Consider the following 17,064-nt stretch of genomic DNA (forward strand, 5'->3'; position numbering starts at 1 on the left):
CACTTCATTAAGTAGTTTTAATTATTAAAATCAAAGAATTACTTTATAGTTTCCCTAGGAAAGGGTTTCAACAAAATGAGCTGTGATTCAATTAAGAACTTTACTCAAAATATGGACATAAAAAATCTGCCCTCAAAGTCAGAACTTTGAAGGCAGTCTAAGTCTTGATAATAAAATTTTAGTTTTCTTGAATGTTGCCGTATTCTTCTCTTAAGGCATACACTTTATCTGGTGTAACGTCTTGGCCAAGTGGATCGACAACTTTCATCGTTGAGAACGTATGAAGTACTTGACCTCTTATCATACCTAAATATTCTTGTCTTAATTGATGTTGTTCTTGTTTTTCTTCAACGCTCAAACTTTCAACTTTTTCTTTATTTGCTAATTGATTAATTCTTTCTAATAATTCTCTCATTATTTCTTCCTCCTAATTGGTATGAGCTGGAAAATGGGGTGTAATATATGTTCCAACTTCTTCTATAAGTGCTTCGATATCACGATCATTATTTGTAAATCTTAAGATAATATGATTTGTATTAATGGATTCATAAGCTTTTAATATTTGTAGTAAATTTTTACGTCCAGTACGGAAACCACCTTTGATTGGTTTAACGGTTTCGTTTGGATTTTGGGATAAATCAATCATTAGGATATTCATAAACGGTTTGAATCGGTCAGTCCCACTGTGCCAAGCTTCAACTAATTTCTTTTGATCTTGAAAAGGTTGAGCGTAAAATAGCCAACCATCCATATGCTGTTGTAACCAGGAGATGGACTGTCTTGAGTAGCCTGTACCAAACATCGGAATCGTACGATGTTTAGGCAATACTTGTAACCCAGAATCTTCATATAATTCAAAAATCGAATTTGAAATTTGGGGTGAATGTGATTGCCAAAGCGCTCTTAATGATTGAACGGTTGTTTGATAACGTTCTGTTAATGCACTTTCATCTACTTTAAATGCAGGGAATTCAAAAGCGCGATCACCGGTAGCCATACCGAGTAATAAACGTTGATTGGAAATAAGATCAAGCGAGGCTGCTGATTTAGCTAAATGGATAGGATGACGTAGTGTTGCCACAATACTGCTGGTCCCAAGTGCAATTTTTGAGGTAAACGCACTTAAATACGTTAGGAAAACAAATGGGTCATAATTTTCAGTTACGGGTCCTAAATGAGGACTATAAAGTGGATTATCTCTCACGAATAAACTTGTAAATCCTAATCGTTCAGCTTGTTGTGCAAACTTCACTTGTTCATTAAAATCAATATGCTCTTTATTTTTACTATCAAATGGTATGGATAGACCTAATGTTAATTTATGATTTTTAAAGGTACGTTTAAAACTCTCATGATTTTCTATCTTGGACATATCACCCCTCCTAACTAAACTTTATCTAAACAACACTCATCATCTAAACAACAAGTGTTGTTTATAATATAACGTAAATAATCATTTTATGCAAGTCGCATGCTTTTCTATAAAATAACACTTACAATCATTAAGACTGTAAGTGTTGTTTATAGAATTATAGATTTGTAATATGGTGAAGTAAAAACGGTAAGTTTTGATCAATAAATTGCTCAGCACTTAGTTCGCTTGTATCTAACCAATGTCTTGCCAACCCGCATAAACCAGCGGCTAAAAAACTTGCGCTATTTTCAATAATACTAGAATCGTGCTCGGGATATTTATGTTGTAACATAAGGGTAAAAATAGCTTCCAACTCGTTGTTAATGCATTTATGAGCATGGTTACAAAATGTCTCACGATTGAGTTTGCAAGCATTTTGTACATTTTCCAAATAATATGCTATCGAGACAAATAATTTAGAGATAATCTGACCATTGAGCGTTTCTGAAATAGACAACGTTTCTTTAATATCTTTAAGAATAGTCATTGATAATGAATAATCTAATATTTCATATTTATCATTAAAGTGTGCATAAAATGTAGCCCGATTAACAGTAGCACGGTCAGTAATATTTTTTACTGTAATTTGGGTCATTTCTTTTTCTTGTGACACATTTAGAAATGCTTCTACGAGTAATTGTTTTGTACGTATGACTCTTGGATCAACTTTATTGCTTGGCACAAAGACACCCCTTTCATTTTAAAATGTGATTACTTTAAATTATTAAACGAACAAAGAAGGTTGTCAAAGAGTATGATTAATCGTTCTGTTTTAAACTATTATAATAGAAGAAACTCATTTTTTCTTTTTAAATTACATACATATTATTGGTCAAAATTCTTAAAATATCCATAAAACCAGAAAAATTTAAGAAAATGATAAAATAAATATTCTGAAAATTTAGAAAATGTGTTATAGTATTTTTTATCATTACTTAATACAACAACAAAATATTATAGGAGGTATAAGAATGACAACAGAACTTAGAAAAATAAGCGTTGGAGATTTTATTTTTAGAGTACTTTCCGGAGTGGCTATTGGGATTGTGGTAGGTTTAGTACCGAATGCCATTTTAGGTGAAATCTTTAAAGCACTTATGCATCACCATCCTATTTTTGCAACATTACTACATGTTGTTCAAGCATTACAATTTACTGTACCAGCATTAGTAGGTGCGTTAATTGCAATTAAATTTAATATGACTCCTCTTGCGATTGCAGTCGTATCAAGTGCAGCTTATGTAGGAAGTGGCGCTGCTCAATTTAAGAATGGGGCTTGGATTATTGCAGGTATTGGTGACCTCATCAATACGATGATTACTGCAGCAATTGCAGTTTTATTTATTTTACTTATTGAAAAACGCGTAGGAAGTATGGCATTGATTGTTTATCCAACAATTGTTGGAGGTATCTCAGCTACAATTGGTGTGCTCATCCTACCATATGTACATACTATAAATATTGCGATTGGTAATATGATTAATAGTTTCACTGAATTACAACCTGTATTGATGTGTATGTTAATCTCAATGGTATTTAGTTTTATTATTATTTCCCCATTATCAACAGTAGCTATCGCTATTGCTATTGGTATCACAGGTTTGGCAGCAGGTTCAGCTTCAATTGGTATTTCAGCTACCGAAGCTGTCTTACTTATTGGCACAAGTCAAGTGAATCGTGTTGCAGTACCAATTTCTATTTTCTTTGGTGGCGTGAAAATGATGATGCCAAATATGGTGAAATATCCAATTATTATGTTACCTATTTTGATTACCGCAGCGATTTCTGGTGTAGTGGGTAGTCTTATCGGTATTGCTGGAACAAAAGAATCTGCAGGATTTGGATTTATTGGCATGATTGGGCCGATTAGTGCATTTAAATTTTTACATGTCGATTCAGCCGTTATGAGTATCATCCTAATTATTATTGGTTTTTTTGTTGTACCTTTAGTAACAGCATTTATACTAGATGTTATTTTACGCAGAGTCTTAAAATTATTTACAAATGATATTTACAAATTTATGGGATAAACGTATTAAGCCTGGGACATGATGAATTGTCTCAGGCATTTTTAAATTTAAATGATAAACGTCAATAATGTTACAATAAAATAGAAAAAAGATTAAAAGGATGAAGGGTTAATGGCGAAAAAAATTAAAGCTTTAGCATTAAAAACAGCAGAATTAACACGACGTACACATGAACTAGGCATTCCAGTGATGATATTATTTGAAGGTGTACCTGCATCTGGGAAGACGCGCTTATCTAATGAGTTATTATTAAATTTAGATGCGAAGTATACACAATTTATTGCGACACAGTCACCTAAACAGGATGATTTAAGATATCAATTTTTACAAAAATATTGGAATACCTTACCTAAAAAAGGTGATATAAATATTTATTTTAGAAGCTGGTATTCTCATTATCTAGATTATAGAGAAAATAAAATTAAACACGACAAATATAAAAACTATGATGTACTCAAACAACAAATTTCTTCTTTTGAAAATATGCTTAAACAAGATCACTATGAAATCATTAAGTTTTTCATAGAAATTAATGAAGAAAAGCGTCAAGAACATATTCAACAAACCAAAGATAACCCATTGACGCGTTGGAAAGTTCAAGAATATAGTAATGTACTTCCAACAGATATTTACCTTAAAGATATGCGTCAATTTATAAAAAATGATAAAGCATGGGAAATCATTGATTATACCGAAAGAGAAAAAGCAATCGAAACAATGTATGAACATATTATCAAACATCTTGAAACAGCGATTGAGAAGCATGAGCAAAAAGAAGAACAGCGAGACGGTAAATTTCATTCTAATTTTAAAACACACCTTTTTGATAGAAAGGTGGATAAAGTAAAAAAAGATGAATATAAACAGCTCATTGAGGAATTGCAAAATCGTATGAGAGAAATTCAATTCGCTTTATATGATAGAAAGATTCCACTTATTTTAGTATTTGAAGGTATGGATGCAGCTGGTAAAGGTGGAAATATTAAACGAATTAGAGAAAAATTAGATCCAACGGGTTATCGAGTGAATGGCATTAGTGCTCCTACAGATGTTGAATTAAAACATCATTATTTATGGCGATTTGCGAAAGAAATGCCAAGAACAGGGCACATCGAATTATTCGATAGAAGTTGGTATGGTCGTGTATTAGTAGAGCGTGTCGAAGGATTTGCTACTATCGATGAATGGCAACGTGCATATGATGAAATTAATGCATTTGAGAAAATGTGGACAGATGAAGGAGCGATTATTTTAAAATTCTTCCTTACATTAGATAAAGAAGAACAATTAAAACGTTTTAAAGATCGTCAAGAAAATGTTAATAAACAATGGAAAATTACAGATGAAGACTGGCGAAATAGAGAAAAATGGGATTTATACGTGGAATCAAGTCATGATATGGTTGAGAAAACAAATACATCCTATGCACCATGGCTTGTTGTCCCTGCTGATCATAAAAAAACCTCTCGTATTGAAATACTAAAATATATTATTCGTAATTGTGAAAAGGTACTTTGGGGAGTAAAAGATTATTAAAAGTAAATAAGGAAACTTATTACGCACAAGCTCTTGTTTTTTATCAAAAGTAAAGAATTTAAATAACCAATTACATTTTAAAAATATTACAGTAATGTAACAAAATATTAATTTGTAATATGACTAATGGCGTTAAAGTATTGTAAATTTTGTAAGAAAGTATTGTAAAACGTTAATTTATAATAAAAATAAACTCCATATTGATAGATTTTATATATTACAAGAAGTATTTAATATATTTCAATATTACAAAATGATAGGTTAATTGTAATTTTTTGTAAAATAAGCGTAATACTATTCTACAAATTTTGTGTTATAGTAGCTATTGTCAAAAGTTAAACAATAAATCAAAACAGAAATTAATCTTAAATAAAGAATGAAACATAACGAAAATATATATTTCAATTTTGGAGGAATTATTTATTATGAAAAAGACAGTAATCGCTTCGTCATTAGCAGTAACTTTAGGTTTAACAGGATATGCTTTAACAAACGATCACAGTGCACATGCATCTGAACAAACAACTAACTATTCTCATTTAGCTGACTTAGCTCAAAATAACCCATCTGAATTAAATGCTCACCCAGTACAAGCTGGAGCATATAACATTTCATTCGTACAAGATGGTTTCAAATATACTTTCACTTCAAATGGTAACACTTGGTCTTGGAACTACACTTACACTGGTGGTGCTGACACAGCTCAATCAACTACTGACTACACTGATTCTTATAATCAAGCTTCAACTCAATCAGTAAGTGCAAATAACCAAGCTAGTACTTCAAATGTAAAAGCTGTTTCAGCTCCAGTACAAAAAACGTCTAGCTACAGTAACTACAGTGCTCGTACAACTTCATACTCAGCACCAAAAACTACTTCATACTCAACTGCTTCAACTGGTGGATCAGTTAAAGCTCAATTCTTAGCTAACGGTGGTACTGAAGCTGCTTGGAATGCTATCGTAATGCCTGAATCAGGTGGTAATCCAAATGCTGTTAATCCAATTGGTTACAGAGGTTTAGGTCAAACTAAAGAAGCATGGGGTACTGGTTCAGTAGCTACACAAACTCAAGGTATGGTTAACTATGCTAAATCACGTTATGGTTCATGGGATGCGGCAATTGCTTTCCGCCAAGGTCACGGTTGGTGGTAAGATTTAAGTAGATAACTGGATAGGACATCGAGTTATCAAAAAAGGAGGACGACAATGTCGTCCTCCTTTTTTTATTTTTTAATATAATATTTTTAATTTCTTGCTTAGTACATATCAAACTACTTTCTTTTAATGATTAATTATTTTAATTATAATTAATATAACTATATTGAAAGAGGGTGATATGAATTGAGTATAAACAAAATAGTGAAATTAGGATTATATCATAGTGTATATTGGTCGGTTACTCAAATGTCGCTATCTCACTTATTTACAAAAGTGCCTAGTTCTTTTTTTGATACATATCATCATTGGTTTAAAACATTTCCATTTGAACAAGGTGGGCAGTTATGGAATCGTCTTTTTCTTATTAATAGATGGAAAGGGTATATTCCAGAAGGAGAATGCCTAAATAAAAATGTTTATAATAAGCATGTTTTGAAACCACTAACTCAAGAAAGTGTTTATAAAATGATTATCGAAATGAGACGAGCTGAATTAGTACATTGGCTTTCTATATTGCCAGTTATTGTCTTTGTAAAAGCACCTAAATGTATTAAAACAATAAACATACTATATGCTTTATTAGCAAATGTACCGATTATATTGACACAACGTTATAATCGACCAAGATTAGAAAGATATTACCAATTAAAGTACAAGAGAGGTATCGATGATGGCGAATAAAACAATTGTCGTTATTGGCGGTGGATTAGGAGGTATATCAGCTGCTATACGTTTAGCGCAAAGTGGTTATCACGTAGATTTATTTGAAAAAAATACACATATAGGTGGTAAAGTGAATCGATTAGAAACCGAAGGATTTGGTTTCGATTTAGGCCCTTCTATCCTAACTATGCCTCATATTTTTGAAAATTTATTTTACCATAGTAATAAAGAAATGGCAGATTATGTGACAATTGAACGCTTACCACTTCAATGGCGTAGTTTTTTTACAAATGGTAAAGTGATTGACTTATATGAAGATTTAGAACAGACGGAAAATAAGAATAGCCATTTAACAGACTATGATATTCAGCAATTATCTAATTTTCTAAATTATGCAGAAAAAATACATCGATTTACTGAAGATGGATACTTCGCTTTAGGTTTAGATACGGTAACGGACATTCTTAAATATCAGGGTCCTTTTAAATCTTTAAAAGGTGTAGATTATTTTTCAACAATGCAACAAGCGATTAATCGATATATAAACAAACCTGAACTTCAAGATATGTTAGGATATTTTATCAAATATGTTGGATCGTCTTCATATGATGCACCTGCTGTATTAACTATGTTAGTACATATGCAGTATGAACAAGGATTATGGTATGTCAAAGGTGGTATTCATCATTTAGCCAATGCTTTAGAACGACTTGCTGAAGAAGCAGGGGTTCAGATTCATAAAGGTATTGACGTAACAAGCATTGATACCTATTTCAATCAAGTCATAGGAGTAAGACTTGATAATGGTCAGCACATTCATGCTGATTACATTGTCTCTAATAGAGAAGTCATACCAACGTATCGAGATCTACTTCATTTTTCCGATAAAAAGTTGGAAAAGTTAGAAAAAACATTTGAACCCGCTAGTTCTGGTTATGTGATGCATTTAGGTGTTAATACATCTTATCCTCAATTGGCTCATCACAACTTCTTATTTTCAAATAATTCTAAACAAAATTATCATGAAGTTTTTCATGAGAAAGTGTTACCACAAGACCCTACCATTTATCTCGTTAATAGTAATAAAACAGACAAAGCACAAGCTCCTAAGGGATACGAAAATTTAAAAGTACTACCGCATATTCCGTATATCCAAGATCAACCGTTTACTAAAAAACAATATGATGAATTTCGAGAAAGAGTTTTAGATAAACTAGAACACATGGGTTTAACCAATTTAAGAGAACATATTATTTATGAAGATGTATGGACACCTCATGATATTGAGAGCAATTACGCATCGAATAGAGGTGCCATTTATGGAGTAGTGGCAGATAAAAAGAAAAACAAAGGTTTTAAATTTCCTAAACAAAGTCAATATTTTGATAATTTATTCTTTGTTGGCGGTTCTGTCAACCCAGGTGGAGGTATGCCAATGGTAACACTGAGTGGACAACAAGTAGCAGATAAAATTAATGCCATAGAAGAGGCGAAATTATTAAAATATCAGCCTTAAGGAGACACTCAATGATGAAACGATTAGCTAAACTATTATACCCATTACTCGGTGCTTCAATAGCGAGCGGATACTTTATGTATAATCGTCAACGACTACTTCAATATAATAAAAAAACAACTAAGAAAAATTATCCATCTATCAGTATTATTATTCCGGCTAGAGATGAAGAAATTCGATTACCACGCTTATTGACGAGCTTAAATCAACAGTCTATCTCTCCAGAAATTATTGTGATGAATGATGGATCTAAAGATAATACTAGAGTAGTAGCATTATCTTACGGTGCTAAAGTAATAGATGTCGTAGAAGGTGACGATGCACGATGGTATGGTAAATCGTTTGCTTGTTATCAAGGTGTTCAGTATGCAACGTCAGATATTTTTATCTTTATAGATGCTGATGTACAGCTATTAGATTCACATGCTTTAGAATCTATATTACAAGCTTATGAAAAACAATCATATCGTGGACTATTAAGTATTCAACCCTATCATCTCGTCAAAAAAGCATATGAACAGTTTTCAGCTTTATTTAATTTGATGACAGTTGTTGGAATGAATCAATTTTCAAGTTTATCTCATCATAAGCAAACATTAGCATTTGGTCCAGTTACAGTAATGAAGAAAGAGGATTACGTTTTAACCCAAGGTCATAAAAATGCTGAATGTCATATTATTGAAGGATTTGCTCTTGCTCAAGCTTTCTCGAAATATAATCTACCTGTATCCTGTTATGAAGGTAAAGGTTTTGTAGGATTTAGAATGTATGAGGAAGGGGCTAAATCACTGATACAAGGTTGGACAAAACATTTTGCGACTGGTGCTTCTGGAACTGAAGGTACGATAATGTTGATGATTATGACATGGATGATGGGAATAACATTTAGTCACACCTTATTGTTGCTCAGTTTTATTACGAAAACCGTATCAAAAAAATGGGGAGGATTATCTTACTTCTTATATCTTATTCAATTTATAAGATTGCATAAGCGTGTAGGGAGTTTTTCGATAGTATTTTTAATCATGAATCCATTATTATTTGTGGTGTTTGTATTTGTATTTATAAATTCATATTGTCAGACACATTTTACTAAAAACGTAAGATGGAAAGGGCGTACTTTTAAAATTAATTAAACATGTAAAGTATAACAGGGGGACGCTTCATGAGTTTTGTAGAAGAAAGTTATCAGTACTGTCATAAAATAATGAAAGATTATTCTAAAAGTTTTTCATTTGCATTTGATTTATTACCAGAGCGACAACGACGAGCTATCTGGGCGATTTATTCCGTGTGTCGGATTATTGACGATAGTATTGATATTCACCAAGATGTCGATTATTTATATAAAATTAAACAGGATGTACAACGTATCGAGCATCAATCAGATATTCAAAAATCGTTTGAAAGTGATCAACATATTATGACTGCTTTTGCAGATACAGCTCAAACATTTCCAATGAATTACTATGCATTATATGAATTAATAGATACTGTTATGAATGATCAATCCTTTACAATGTTTGATACTGATGATGCCTTAATGGAGTATTGTTACGGCGTCGCTGGAACAGTTGGTGTATTACTTATACCTGTATTATCTACTTCTCCTACAAAAGAAACATATGAAAATGGAAAACAACTAGGGGAAGCTTTACAACTAACAAATATACTTCGAGATGTAGGTGAAGATTATCACAACGGACGTGTTTATTTAAGTATCGAACGATTAGAACAATGTGGCGTATCAATGGATGATGAAATGAATAGTGGCCCTTCTGAAAAATATAAAAAATTGTGGGAATATTATGCAACGATTGCGGAGAATGACTATGAAGCGGTACTTAATCATCTAGATGTGTATGACAAAGAAGCACGTTTTATTATAGAATTAGCAGCTCGCGTATATAAAAGCATTCTTGATGAGACAAGGAAAGCGAATTACACATTTAGTCAGCGTGTTTACGTTTCCAAATGGAAAAAGAATCATATTTATCGTGAATTAATGAAAGAATATAAAGTAAAAGAATAGGTGGGAAGTTTATGGATATTGCCGTTATAGGCGCAGGAATCACTGGATTGGCGTCAGCAGCACGATTAGCTTCACAAGGACATCATGTGACAATATTTGAGAAGAATGGAAAAGTTGGAGGAAGAATGAACCAACTTAAAAAAGATGGTTTTACTTTTGACTTAGGTCCAACTATTGTTATGGTACCTGATGTATATAAAGCTATATTTGAGGAGTGCGGCAAACACTTTGAAAATTATATTGATATGCACCAATTGTCACATATTTTTGATATCTATTTTTCAGATAAAGATAAAGTAAGTGTCTCTACAGATTTACCTCAATTAAGTCAGACTTTAGAAGCGATTGAACCAGGTTCTACACATGGATTTATGTCATTTTTAACAGATGTCTATAAACGTTATGACATTGCACGTAAGTATTTCTTAGAGCGCACTTTCCGCAAACCAAGTGAATTTTATAATCCGATTGCTTTATATAGAGGCATGAAATTAAGAACACTTGGTAAAGCAAATCATCTTATTGATAGCTATGTTAAAAATGAAAAGATTCGTAAATTACTTGCTTTTCAAACACTATATATAGGGATCGATCCAAAGCAAGGTCCTTCAATTTATTCAATTATCCCAATGATAGAAATGATGCATGGCGTATATTATATCAAAGGTGGTATGTATAGCTTTGCTAAAGGTCTTCATCGTCTTACACAAGATTTAGGAGTCAGTATTGAATTAAATTCAGACGTTCAAGAAATTATTATAGACCCTAAATTTAAACGTGCGGATGGTTTAAGAGTGAACGGAGATATTCGTCGTTTTGATAAAGTATTATGTACGGCAGACTTCCCATATGCAGCGCAACATCTTATGCCAAGTCATTCTCCACTTAAGAAATATACACCTGCTAAGATAGATAAAATGGATTATTCATGTTCTGCATTTTTAATTTATGCAGGAATAAACAGAGATTTGAAAGATAAAGTTCATTTGCATAATGTGATTTTTGCTGAAGATTTTAGAGGGAATATTGACGATATCTTTGAAGGAAGATTGCCGAAAGACCCTTCTATATATCTTTATTTCCCCTCCGTTGAAGATGAGGAATTGGCTCCTGAAGGAAAAACAAGTATGTACATTTTAATGCCAGTACCTGAGCTTAAAACAGGTCAAATCGATTGGAACAATCCAGCCATAATTGAACAGGTTAAAAATGAAATTTACAAAAAAACAGAAACAATTGAATCACTTAAAGGATTACGTAACGATATCGTATCCGAAACTATTTTTACACCCTTAGATTTTGAAACACATTATAATGCTAAATTCGGTACAGCCTTTGGATTAATGCCTACTTTAGCACAAAGCAATTATTACCGTCCGCCTAATGTGTCCCGTGATTATAAAGATTTATATTTTGCAGGCGCAAGTACACATCCAGGCGCAGGCGTACCCATTGTATTAACAAGTGCTAAAATAACAGCAGAGGCTATGTTAGAAGATATAAAAAATATGAAATAGAATAAATAAATCTGAAAATTGACAATTATCAGTGTAATGTTAAAATAAGACTTAATACGTAAGAACTTATCGAGAGAAGTGAAGGGATTTGGCCCAATGAAACTTCAGCAACAGGCTTCATAAATATAAAGTACTGTGCTAATTCCAAGAGGATAATAAATAACCTCAAAGATAAGTGACATATATCTTATGAAGCTATATGCCACACAAAAGTGGTATATAGCTTTTTATTTAAGGAGGAATAACATGGTTATTTCAAAAAGATTAGCAGCCATTCCTGATAGCTATTTTGGAAAAACGATGGGCCGTAAAGTAGAACATGGCCCTTTACCACTTATTAATATGGCAGTAGGCATTCCCGATGGTGAAACACCAGAAGGTATTATTGAGCATTTTTCTGAAGCGATTCGCATTCCTGAAAATCAAAAATATGGTGCCTTTCATGGTAAAGAATCATTTAAAGAGGCCATTGTTAATTTTTACCAACGTCAGTACAATGTGACATTAGATAAGGAAGATGAAGTATGTATTTTATATGGTACAAAAAATGGATTAGTAGCGTTACCTACATGTGTTGTTAATCCTGGAGAAAATGTGCTACTTCCAGATCCTGGATATACAGATTATTTAGCAGGAGTGATGCTTGCAGATGCCAATCCTGTTCCATTAAATTTAGATCCTCCAGATTATTTGCCAAATTGGGATAATGTAGATAAGAGAGTACTAGACAACACAACGCTTGTTTATTTAACGTATCCCAATAATCCAACAGGATCAACGGCTACAAAAGAAGTATTTGATGAAGCAATTGAACGATTCAAAGGTACAAAGACAAAAATCGTGCACGACTTTGCTTATAGTGCTTTTGGCTTTGATGCTAAAAATCCAAGCATACTTGCTTCAGAACACGGTAAAGATGTCGCCATTGAAATTTTCTCACTTTCAAAAGGATATAATATGTCAGGTTTCAGAGTAGGGTTTGCAGTAGGAAATAAAGACATGATTCAAGCATTAAAGAAATATCAAACGCATACAAATGCTGGAATGTTTGGTGCGTTACAAGATGCAGCGACGTATGCACTTAATCATTATGATGAATTTTTAGAAGAACAGAATGAAACATTTAAACGGCGTCGAGACAAGTTTGAAGCAAAATTAAGTGAAGCCCATCTACCATTTGTGCATTCTAAAGGCGGTATCTATTCATGGTTACGTACACCTCCAGATTATGATAGTGAAACCTTTGAACAATATTTATTAAAAGAGAAATCTATTTTAGTTGCTCCAGGTATACCATTTGGTGAAAATGGAAAACATTACGTGCGTATCTCACTTGCATTAGACGATAAATGGTTAGAAGAAGCAGCTAGTAGATTAATGGACCTAGCTGATATGTATAAAGCAAAGCATAGTTAAAAAATTATGAAGGAAGATGATCAATATATGACCAAAATTAAAATTATGAGTGTAAGAGATGAAGATATACCATATATTAACGAGTGGGCGAAACAAAACAATGTTGATGTTGATTTAACCAAAGAAATGTTAACAGAGACAACAGTTGATACTGTAAAAGGATTTGATGGTCTATCGTTATCTCAACAACATCCAATTTCAGAAGAGGTTTTTGCGAAATTGAAACAATATGGAATTAAGCAAATTGCACAACGTAGTGCAGGATTTGACACGTATGACTTAGATTTAGCTACTAAATACGACATCATTATCTCAAATGTACCCTCGTATTCTCCAAGTTCAATTGCTGAATTTGCTGTTACACAAGCTATCAATATTGTAAGGTATCAAAAACGTATTCAACATAAAGTGCGCAATTATGATTTTCGTTGGGAACCTTCTATATTATCACAATCTATCCGAGATTTAACTGTGGCAGTAATTGGTACTGGACGCATCGGTTCGATTGTGGCAGAAATTTTTGGAAAAGGTTATAACAGCAAGGTTGTTGCTTATGATCCATTTCCAAATACCGCTTTAGCAAAATTTGTTGATTATAAAGATACATTAGAAGCAGCAATTAAAGAAGCTGATATTGTTACCGTGCATATTCCAGCTACGAAATATAATCATCATTTGTTTAATAATGTTGTTTTTTCAAACTTTAAAAAAGGTGCCGTATTTGTGAATGCGGCAAGGGGATCAATTGTAGATACACAAGCTTTACTTTCTGTTATAGATAGTGGTCGAATTAAAGGGGCTGCATTAGATACATATGAATATGAAAGAGGGTTATTCCCAGGTGATTATCGTGGAAAAGAGATAGATGATGTATTGTTAAAGCAACTTATCAAAAGAGAAGATATTATTTTAACACCACATATTGCTTTCTATACAGAAGCGGCCGTCAAAAATCTCATAGTAGATGCACTTGATGCAACTATGGATGTTTTAACTAGTGGTACGACTAAACTAAGAGTAAATTAAAATAAAAAAAGTTGGAGCGTTACCTCCAACTTTTTTATTATTCTTTAACATCATAGCCTTGATCTTCAATAGTATCATGTAAATCTTTCGTTGAAACGAGTTCATCATTATAATCTACACGAACTTCGTTTTTATCAAGGTCTACTTCAGCAGTTCTTACACCATTAATTTTAGCTAATGCTGATTCGATTGTATTTTTACAATGGTCACAACTCATACCATCTACTTTAATGACTTTATTAATCATTGATTGTCACCTCCGAGTACTTCATAATGACTATACCCATATTTTACGCTTTTTAAATTTTTATGAAAGTATAAAGCTTAAAATTCATTTATAATTTCATTCGTTTTAGACGTAATGCATTAGTTACAACGCTTACAGAACTTAATGCCATCGCTGCACCAGCAATCCATGGAGCGAGTAAGCCCATTGCAGCAATAGGAATACCAGCAGCATTATAACCGAACGCCCAAAAAAGATTCTGTTTGATATTTCGAATGGTTTTATGACTTGCGTGAATCGCTTTAGGAACTAAAGCAATGTCTCCACCTAAGATAGTAATATCAGCCGCTTCAATTGCGACTTCAGTACCTGTTCCCATGGCAATACCAATATCTGCTTGAACTAAAGCAGGTGCATCATTAATACCATCGCCAACCATCGCAACGTTCTCATCTTTATCTTGAAAATGAGCAACATGTTTAGCTTTATCTTCCGGAAGAACATTGGCGATCACATGATCAATACCAACTTCATTTGCGATAGCTTGAGCTGTAGAGTGGTTATCACCTGTAATCATTACCGTACGTAAATTCATGTCTTTTAGTTCTTGAACCGCAACTTTGGCTTCAGATTTAACAGTGTCTGCTACAGCAATATAACCACGTAATATCTGATCATATGCAATCAACATGACAGTTTGTCCTTTTTGTTCAATTTGGGTGATTTCATCTAATAAAGATGTTGTATCAATATGATGATTTGACATTAATGACCGGTTGCCTATGAATAATGTCTTATTATTGATTATAGCTTTAATACCATGACCTGGTAATGTTTCATAGTGCTCTATATTTGTTAAAGTAAGCTGTTTTGTTTTAGCGTACTTAACAATCGCGGTTGCTAAAGGATGTTCAGAATTATTTTCAGCAGAAGCTACATATTGTAATAAAGTATCATCACCTTTAAAGTAAGTCACTTCTGGTGTACCATGTGTCAACGTACCCGTTTTATCAAATACCACTGTATCAATTTGATGAGTACGTTCTACATATTCGCCACCTTTAAACAAGATACCTTCTTCTGCTGCACGTCCTGTACCAACCATAATAGAAGTTGGCGTTGCAAGTCCTAATGCGCATGGACAAGCAATCACTAATACAGAGATCATGGCAACGAGTGCATCTTCAAATTGACCAGGATGAACGAAAATAATCCATATGATAAAGACGAGTACGGCAATACCAATAACAATAGGTACGAAATAGCCAGAAATCATATCTGCTAAACGTTGAATAGGTGCCTTTGAACTCTGGGCTTCTTCAACTACTTTAATAATATTAGATAAAGCGGTATCTTGACCTACTTTTGTTGCTTGAACGGTAATGACACCATTTTTATTTAGTGTTGCACCAATCACTTCATTATCAACTGTTTTATCTATAGGCATGGATTCTCCAGTTAGCATGGATTCATCTACGGTTGTTGTCCCTTTAATGACTTTTGCATCTACTGGAATTTTTTCTCCTGGTTTAACAAGTAAGGTGTCTCCAACTTGAACATTTTGAAGCGGAACCATTGTTTCTGTTCCATCATCTTTAATGAGACGTGCTTCTTTGGCTTGTAAATTTAATAATTGATTTAAAGCATGTGTTGTTTGTGATTTTGCACGTGCTTCTAAATACTTGCCAAATAAAATTAAAGTGATTAAAACAGCACTGGTTTCAAAATAAAGGTGGGGCTGTGCGTTTGAGTCTAATAACCATTTACTCATTTCATAAATACTATAGAAATAAGCTGCACTAGTACCAAGTGCTACAAGAACATCCATATTGGCACCACCATTACGTAAATTCTTGTATGCGCCAACATAAAATTGCCATCCTATAATAAATTGAATGGGAGTGGCTAAGATAAATTGAAACCAAGGATTCATAAATATTTTAGGTAATGGTACATTAAATAAATGAACAAGCATCGTTAAAAGTAATGGAAAAGCTAATATTGCTGAAATAATGAGTTTATTACGTTTTCTTTTTAATTCTTGAACTTTACGAGAAGCTTGTTCTTTTTTTGATTGTTTAGGTTTAGCATCATAGCCGAGATGTTGTATTCGTCCAATGAGCGTATCAACATCAGTTTGACCTGGATAATAATCAATTGTTGCTTGTTCTGTGGTTAGATTGACTGTTGCTTGCTTAACGCCTGTTGTTTTATTTAATACTTTTTCAATACGATTAGAACAAGCAGCACACGTCATACCTATAACGTCTAGTTCACTTTTATCTGTTTCAACGTCATATCCTAATTTTTGAATCGTTTCAATAAAATCGCTTACTTCATATTGATCGTTAGGATAATCAATGGTTGCTTTTTCAGTTGCCAGATTCACTTGAGCATGAACGCCATCTATTTTATTCAATCGTTTTTCAATACGATTAGAACAAGCGGCACATGTCATGCCAATGATATTCAAGGTGATCTGATGATTTTGAGTCATATGTTCATCCTCCTATCATCTTCAATATACC

15 protein-coding genes and 1 riboswitch are annotated in these 17,064 nt (G+C 33.0%); of the genes, 10 read left to right on the forward strand and 5 right to left on the reverse strand.

From position 1 onward, the window contains the following. Positions 1 to 178: 178 nt before the first annotated feature. The 3 genes from NST64_RS01530 to NST64_RS01540 form a co-directional block, all read right to left on the reverse strand. Positions 179 to 415, reverse strand: a complete 237-nt coding sequence (locus tag NST64_RS01530; RefSeq protein WP_002449423.1) for a DUF896 domain-containing protein — start codon at positions 413 to 415, stop codon at positions 179 to 181. Between the two features lie 12 nt (positions 416 to 427). Further along, entirely contained in the window at positions 428 to 1,372 is a 945-nt protein-coding gene (locus tag NST64_RS01535; RefSeq protein ID WP_107632365.1) for an LLM class oxidoreductase, read from the reverse strand. Between the two features lie 157 nt (positions 1,373 to 1,529). Then, positions 1,530 to 2,096, reverse strand: a complete 567-nt coding sequence (locus NST64_RS01540; RefSeq protein WP_107632366.1) for a TetR/AcrR family transcriptional regulator — start codon at positions 2,094 to 2,096, stop codon at positions 1,530 to 1,532. Between the two features lie 289 nt (positions 2,097 to 2,385). Here NST64_RS01540 and NST64_RS01545 point away from each other — a divergent pair, with 289 nt between their 5' ends. The 10 genes from NST64_RS01545 (at position 2,386) to NST64_RS01590 (ending at position 14,310) form a co-directional block, all read left to right on the forward strand. Beyond that, positions 2,386 to 3,444: a PTS transporter subunit IIC gene (locus NST64_RS01545; protein WP_049419053.1), complete on the forward strand. Its 1,059-nt coding sequence runs from the start codon at positions 2,386 to 2,388 to the stop codon at positions 3,442 to 3,444. A gap of 111 nt (positions 3,445 to 3,555) precedes the next feature. Further along, the gene (locus NST64_RS01550) at positions 3,556 to 4,980 is read left to right on the forward strand and encodes a phosphate--AMP phosphotransferase (RefSeq protein ID WP_107632367.1); all 1,425 of its coding nucleotides are present in this window, start codon (positions 3,556 to 3,558) and stop codon (positions 4,978 to 4,980) included. A gap of 425 nt (positions 4,981 to 5,405) precedes the next feature. Beyond that, positions 5,406 to 6,134 carry a hypothetical protein gene (locus NST64_RS01555; protein ID WP_002449188.1) on the forward strand — a complete coding sequence of 243 codons (729 nt, stop codon included), beginning with the start codon at positions 5,406 to 5,408 and terminating at the stop codon, positions 6,132 to 6,134. Between the two features lie 189 nt (positions 6,135 to 6,323). Further along, positions 6,324 to 6,821: a glycosyl-4,4'-diaponeurosporenoate acyltransferase CrtO family protein gene (locus NST64_RS01560; protein WP_002449252.1), complete on the forward strand. Its 498-nt coding sequence runs from the start codon at positions 6,324 to 6,326 to the stop codon at positions 6,819 to 6,821. Then, the gene (locus tag NST64_RS01565) at positions 6,811 to 8,319 is read left to right on the forward strand and encodes a phytoene desaturase family protein (protein WP_049437205.1); all 1,509 of its coding nucleotides are present in this window, start codon (positions 6,811 to 6,813) and stop codon (positions 8,317 to 8,319) included. The genes NST64_RS01560 and NST64_RS01565 overlap by 11 nt, the downstream gene beginning before the upstream one ends. Positions 8,320 to 8,333: 14 nt before the next feature. After that, on the forward strand, positions 8,334 to 9,455 hold the full coding sequence (locus NST64_RS01570; RefSeq protein ID WP_186308215.1) for a glycosyltransferase family 2 protein: 1,122 nt from the start codon (positions 8,334 to 8,336) through the stop codon (positions 9,453 to 9,455). A gap of 29 nt (positions 9,456 to 9,484) precedes the next feature. Further along, positions 9,485 to 10,351, forward strand: coding sequence for a phytoene/squalene synthase family protein (locus NST64_RS01575; RefSeq protein ID WP_002449387.1), 867 nt, complete (start codon positions 9,485 to 9,487; stop codon positions 10,349 to 10,351). Between the two features lie 11 nt (positions 10,352 to 10,362). Next, positions 10,363 to 11,868: a phytoene desaturase family protein gene (locus NST64_RS01580; RefSeq protein ID WP_049437208.1), complete on the forward strand. Its 1,506-nt coding sequence runs from the start codon at positions 10,363 to 10,365 to the stop codon at positions 11,866 to 11,868. Positions 11,869 to 11,931: 63 nt separating this feature from the next. After that, a riboswitch (SAM riboswitch) is annotated at positions 11,932 to 12,046 on the forward strand. Between the two features lie 68 nt (positions 12,047 to 12,114). Further along, positions 12,115 to 13,284, forward strand: coding sequence for an aminotransferase class I/II-fold pyridoxal phosphate-dependent enzyme (locus NST64_RS01585; RefSeq protein WP_107632369.1), 1,170 nt, complete (start codon positions 12,115 to 12,117; stop codon positions 13,282 to 13,284). A 27-nt stretch (positions 13,285 to 13,311) separates the two neighbouring features. Beyond that, positions 13,312 to 14,310 (forward strand): D-lactate dehydrogenase, encoded by a 999-nt coding sequence (locus NST64_RS01590; protein WP_002454817.1) that lies wholly within the window; start codon positions 13,312 to 13,314, stop codon positions 14,308 to 14,310. A gap of 37 nt (positions 14,311 to 14,347) precedes the next feature. On the opposite strand, the gene copZ is transcribed toward NST64_RS01590, so the two are convergent. Together copZ and NST64_RS01600 are read right to left on the reverse strand one after the other, a co-directional pair. Further along, positions 14,348 to 14,557 (reverse strand): copper chaperone CopZ, encoded by a 210-nt coding sequence (copZ, locus tag NST64_RS01595; protein ID WP_002449345.1) that lies wholly within the window; start codon positions 14,555 to 14,557, stop codon positions 14,348 to 14,350. Positions 14,558 to 14,645: 88 nt separating this feature from the next. Continuing rightward, positions 14,646 to 17,033: a heavy metal translocating P-type ATPase gene (locus NST64_RS01600; protein WP_107632370.1), complete on the reverse strand. Its 2,388-nt coding sequence runs from the start codon at positions 17,031 to 17,033 to the stop codon at positions 14,646 to 14,648. Positions 17,034 to 17,064: the final 31 nt, after the last annotated feature.

The sequence above is a fragment of the Staphylococcus sp. FSL W8-1268 genome, assembly GCF_038003965.1.
In the GTDB taxonomy this organism is placed as follows: domain Bacteria; phylum Bacillota; class Bacilli; order Staphylococcales; family Staphylococcaceae; genus Staphylococcus; species Staphylococcus hominis.

Excerpts from the sequence above, each read along its gene's own strand:
- NST64_RS01530 (WP_002449423.1), bottom strand. The coding sequence starts at position 415 with ATGAGAGAATTATTAGAAAGAATTAATCAATTAGCAAATAAAGAAAAA.
- NST64_RS01535 (WP_107632365.1), bottom strand. The coding sequence starts at position 1,372 with ATGTCCAAGATAGAAAATCATGAGAGTTTTAAACGTACCTTTAAAAAT.
- NST64_RS01545 (WP_049419053.1), top strand. The coding sequence starts at position 2,386 with ATGACAACAGAACTTAGAAAAATAAGCGTTGGAGATTTTATTTTTAGA.
- NST64_RS01550 (WP_107632367.1), top strand. The coding sequence starts at position 3,556 with ATGGCGAAAAAAATTAAAGCTTTAGCATTAAAAACAGCAGAATTAACA.
- NST64_RS01555 (WP_002449188.1), top strand. The coding sequence starts at position 5,406 with ATGAAAAAGACAGTAATCGCTTCGTCATTAGCAGTAACTTTAGGTTTA.
- NST64_RS01565 (WP_049437205.1), top strand. The coding sequence starts at position 6,811 with ATGGCGAATAAAACAATTGTCGTTATTGGCGGTGGATTAGGAGGTATA.
- NST64_RS01570 (WP_186308215.1), top strand. The coding sequence starts at position 8,334 with ATGAAACGATTAGCTAAACTATTATACCCATTACTCGGTGCTTCAATA.
- NST64_RS01575 (WP_002449387.1), top strand. The coding sequence starts at position 9,485 with ATGAGTTTTGTAGAAGAAAGTTATCAGTACTGTCATAAAATAATGAAA.
- NST64_RS01580 (WP_049437208.1), top strand. The coding sequence starts at position 10,363 with ATGGATATTGCCGTTATAGGCGCAGGAATCACTGGATTGGCGTCAGCA.
- NST64_RS01585 (WP_107632369.1), top strand. The coding sequence starts at position 12,115 with ATGGTTATTTCAAAAAGATTAGCAGCCATTCCTGATAGCTATTTTGGA.
- NST64_RS01590 (WP_002454817.1), top strand. The coding sequence starts at position 13,312 with ATGACCAAAATTAAAATTATGAGTGTAAGAGATGAAGATATACCATAT.
- copZ (WP_002449345.1), bottom strand. The coding sequence starts at position 14,557 with ATGATTAATAAAGTCATTAAAGTAGATGGTATGAGTTGTGACCATTGT.
- NST64_RS01600 (WP_107632370.1), bottom strand. The coding sequence starts at position 17,033 with ATGACTCAAAATCATCAGATCACCTTGAATATCATTGGCATGACATGT.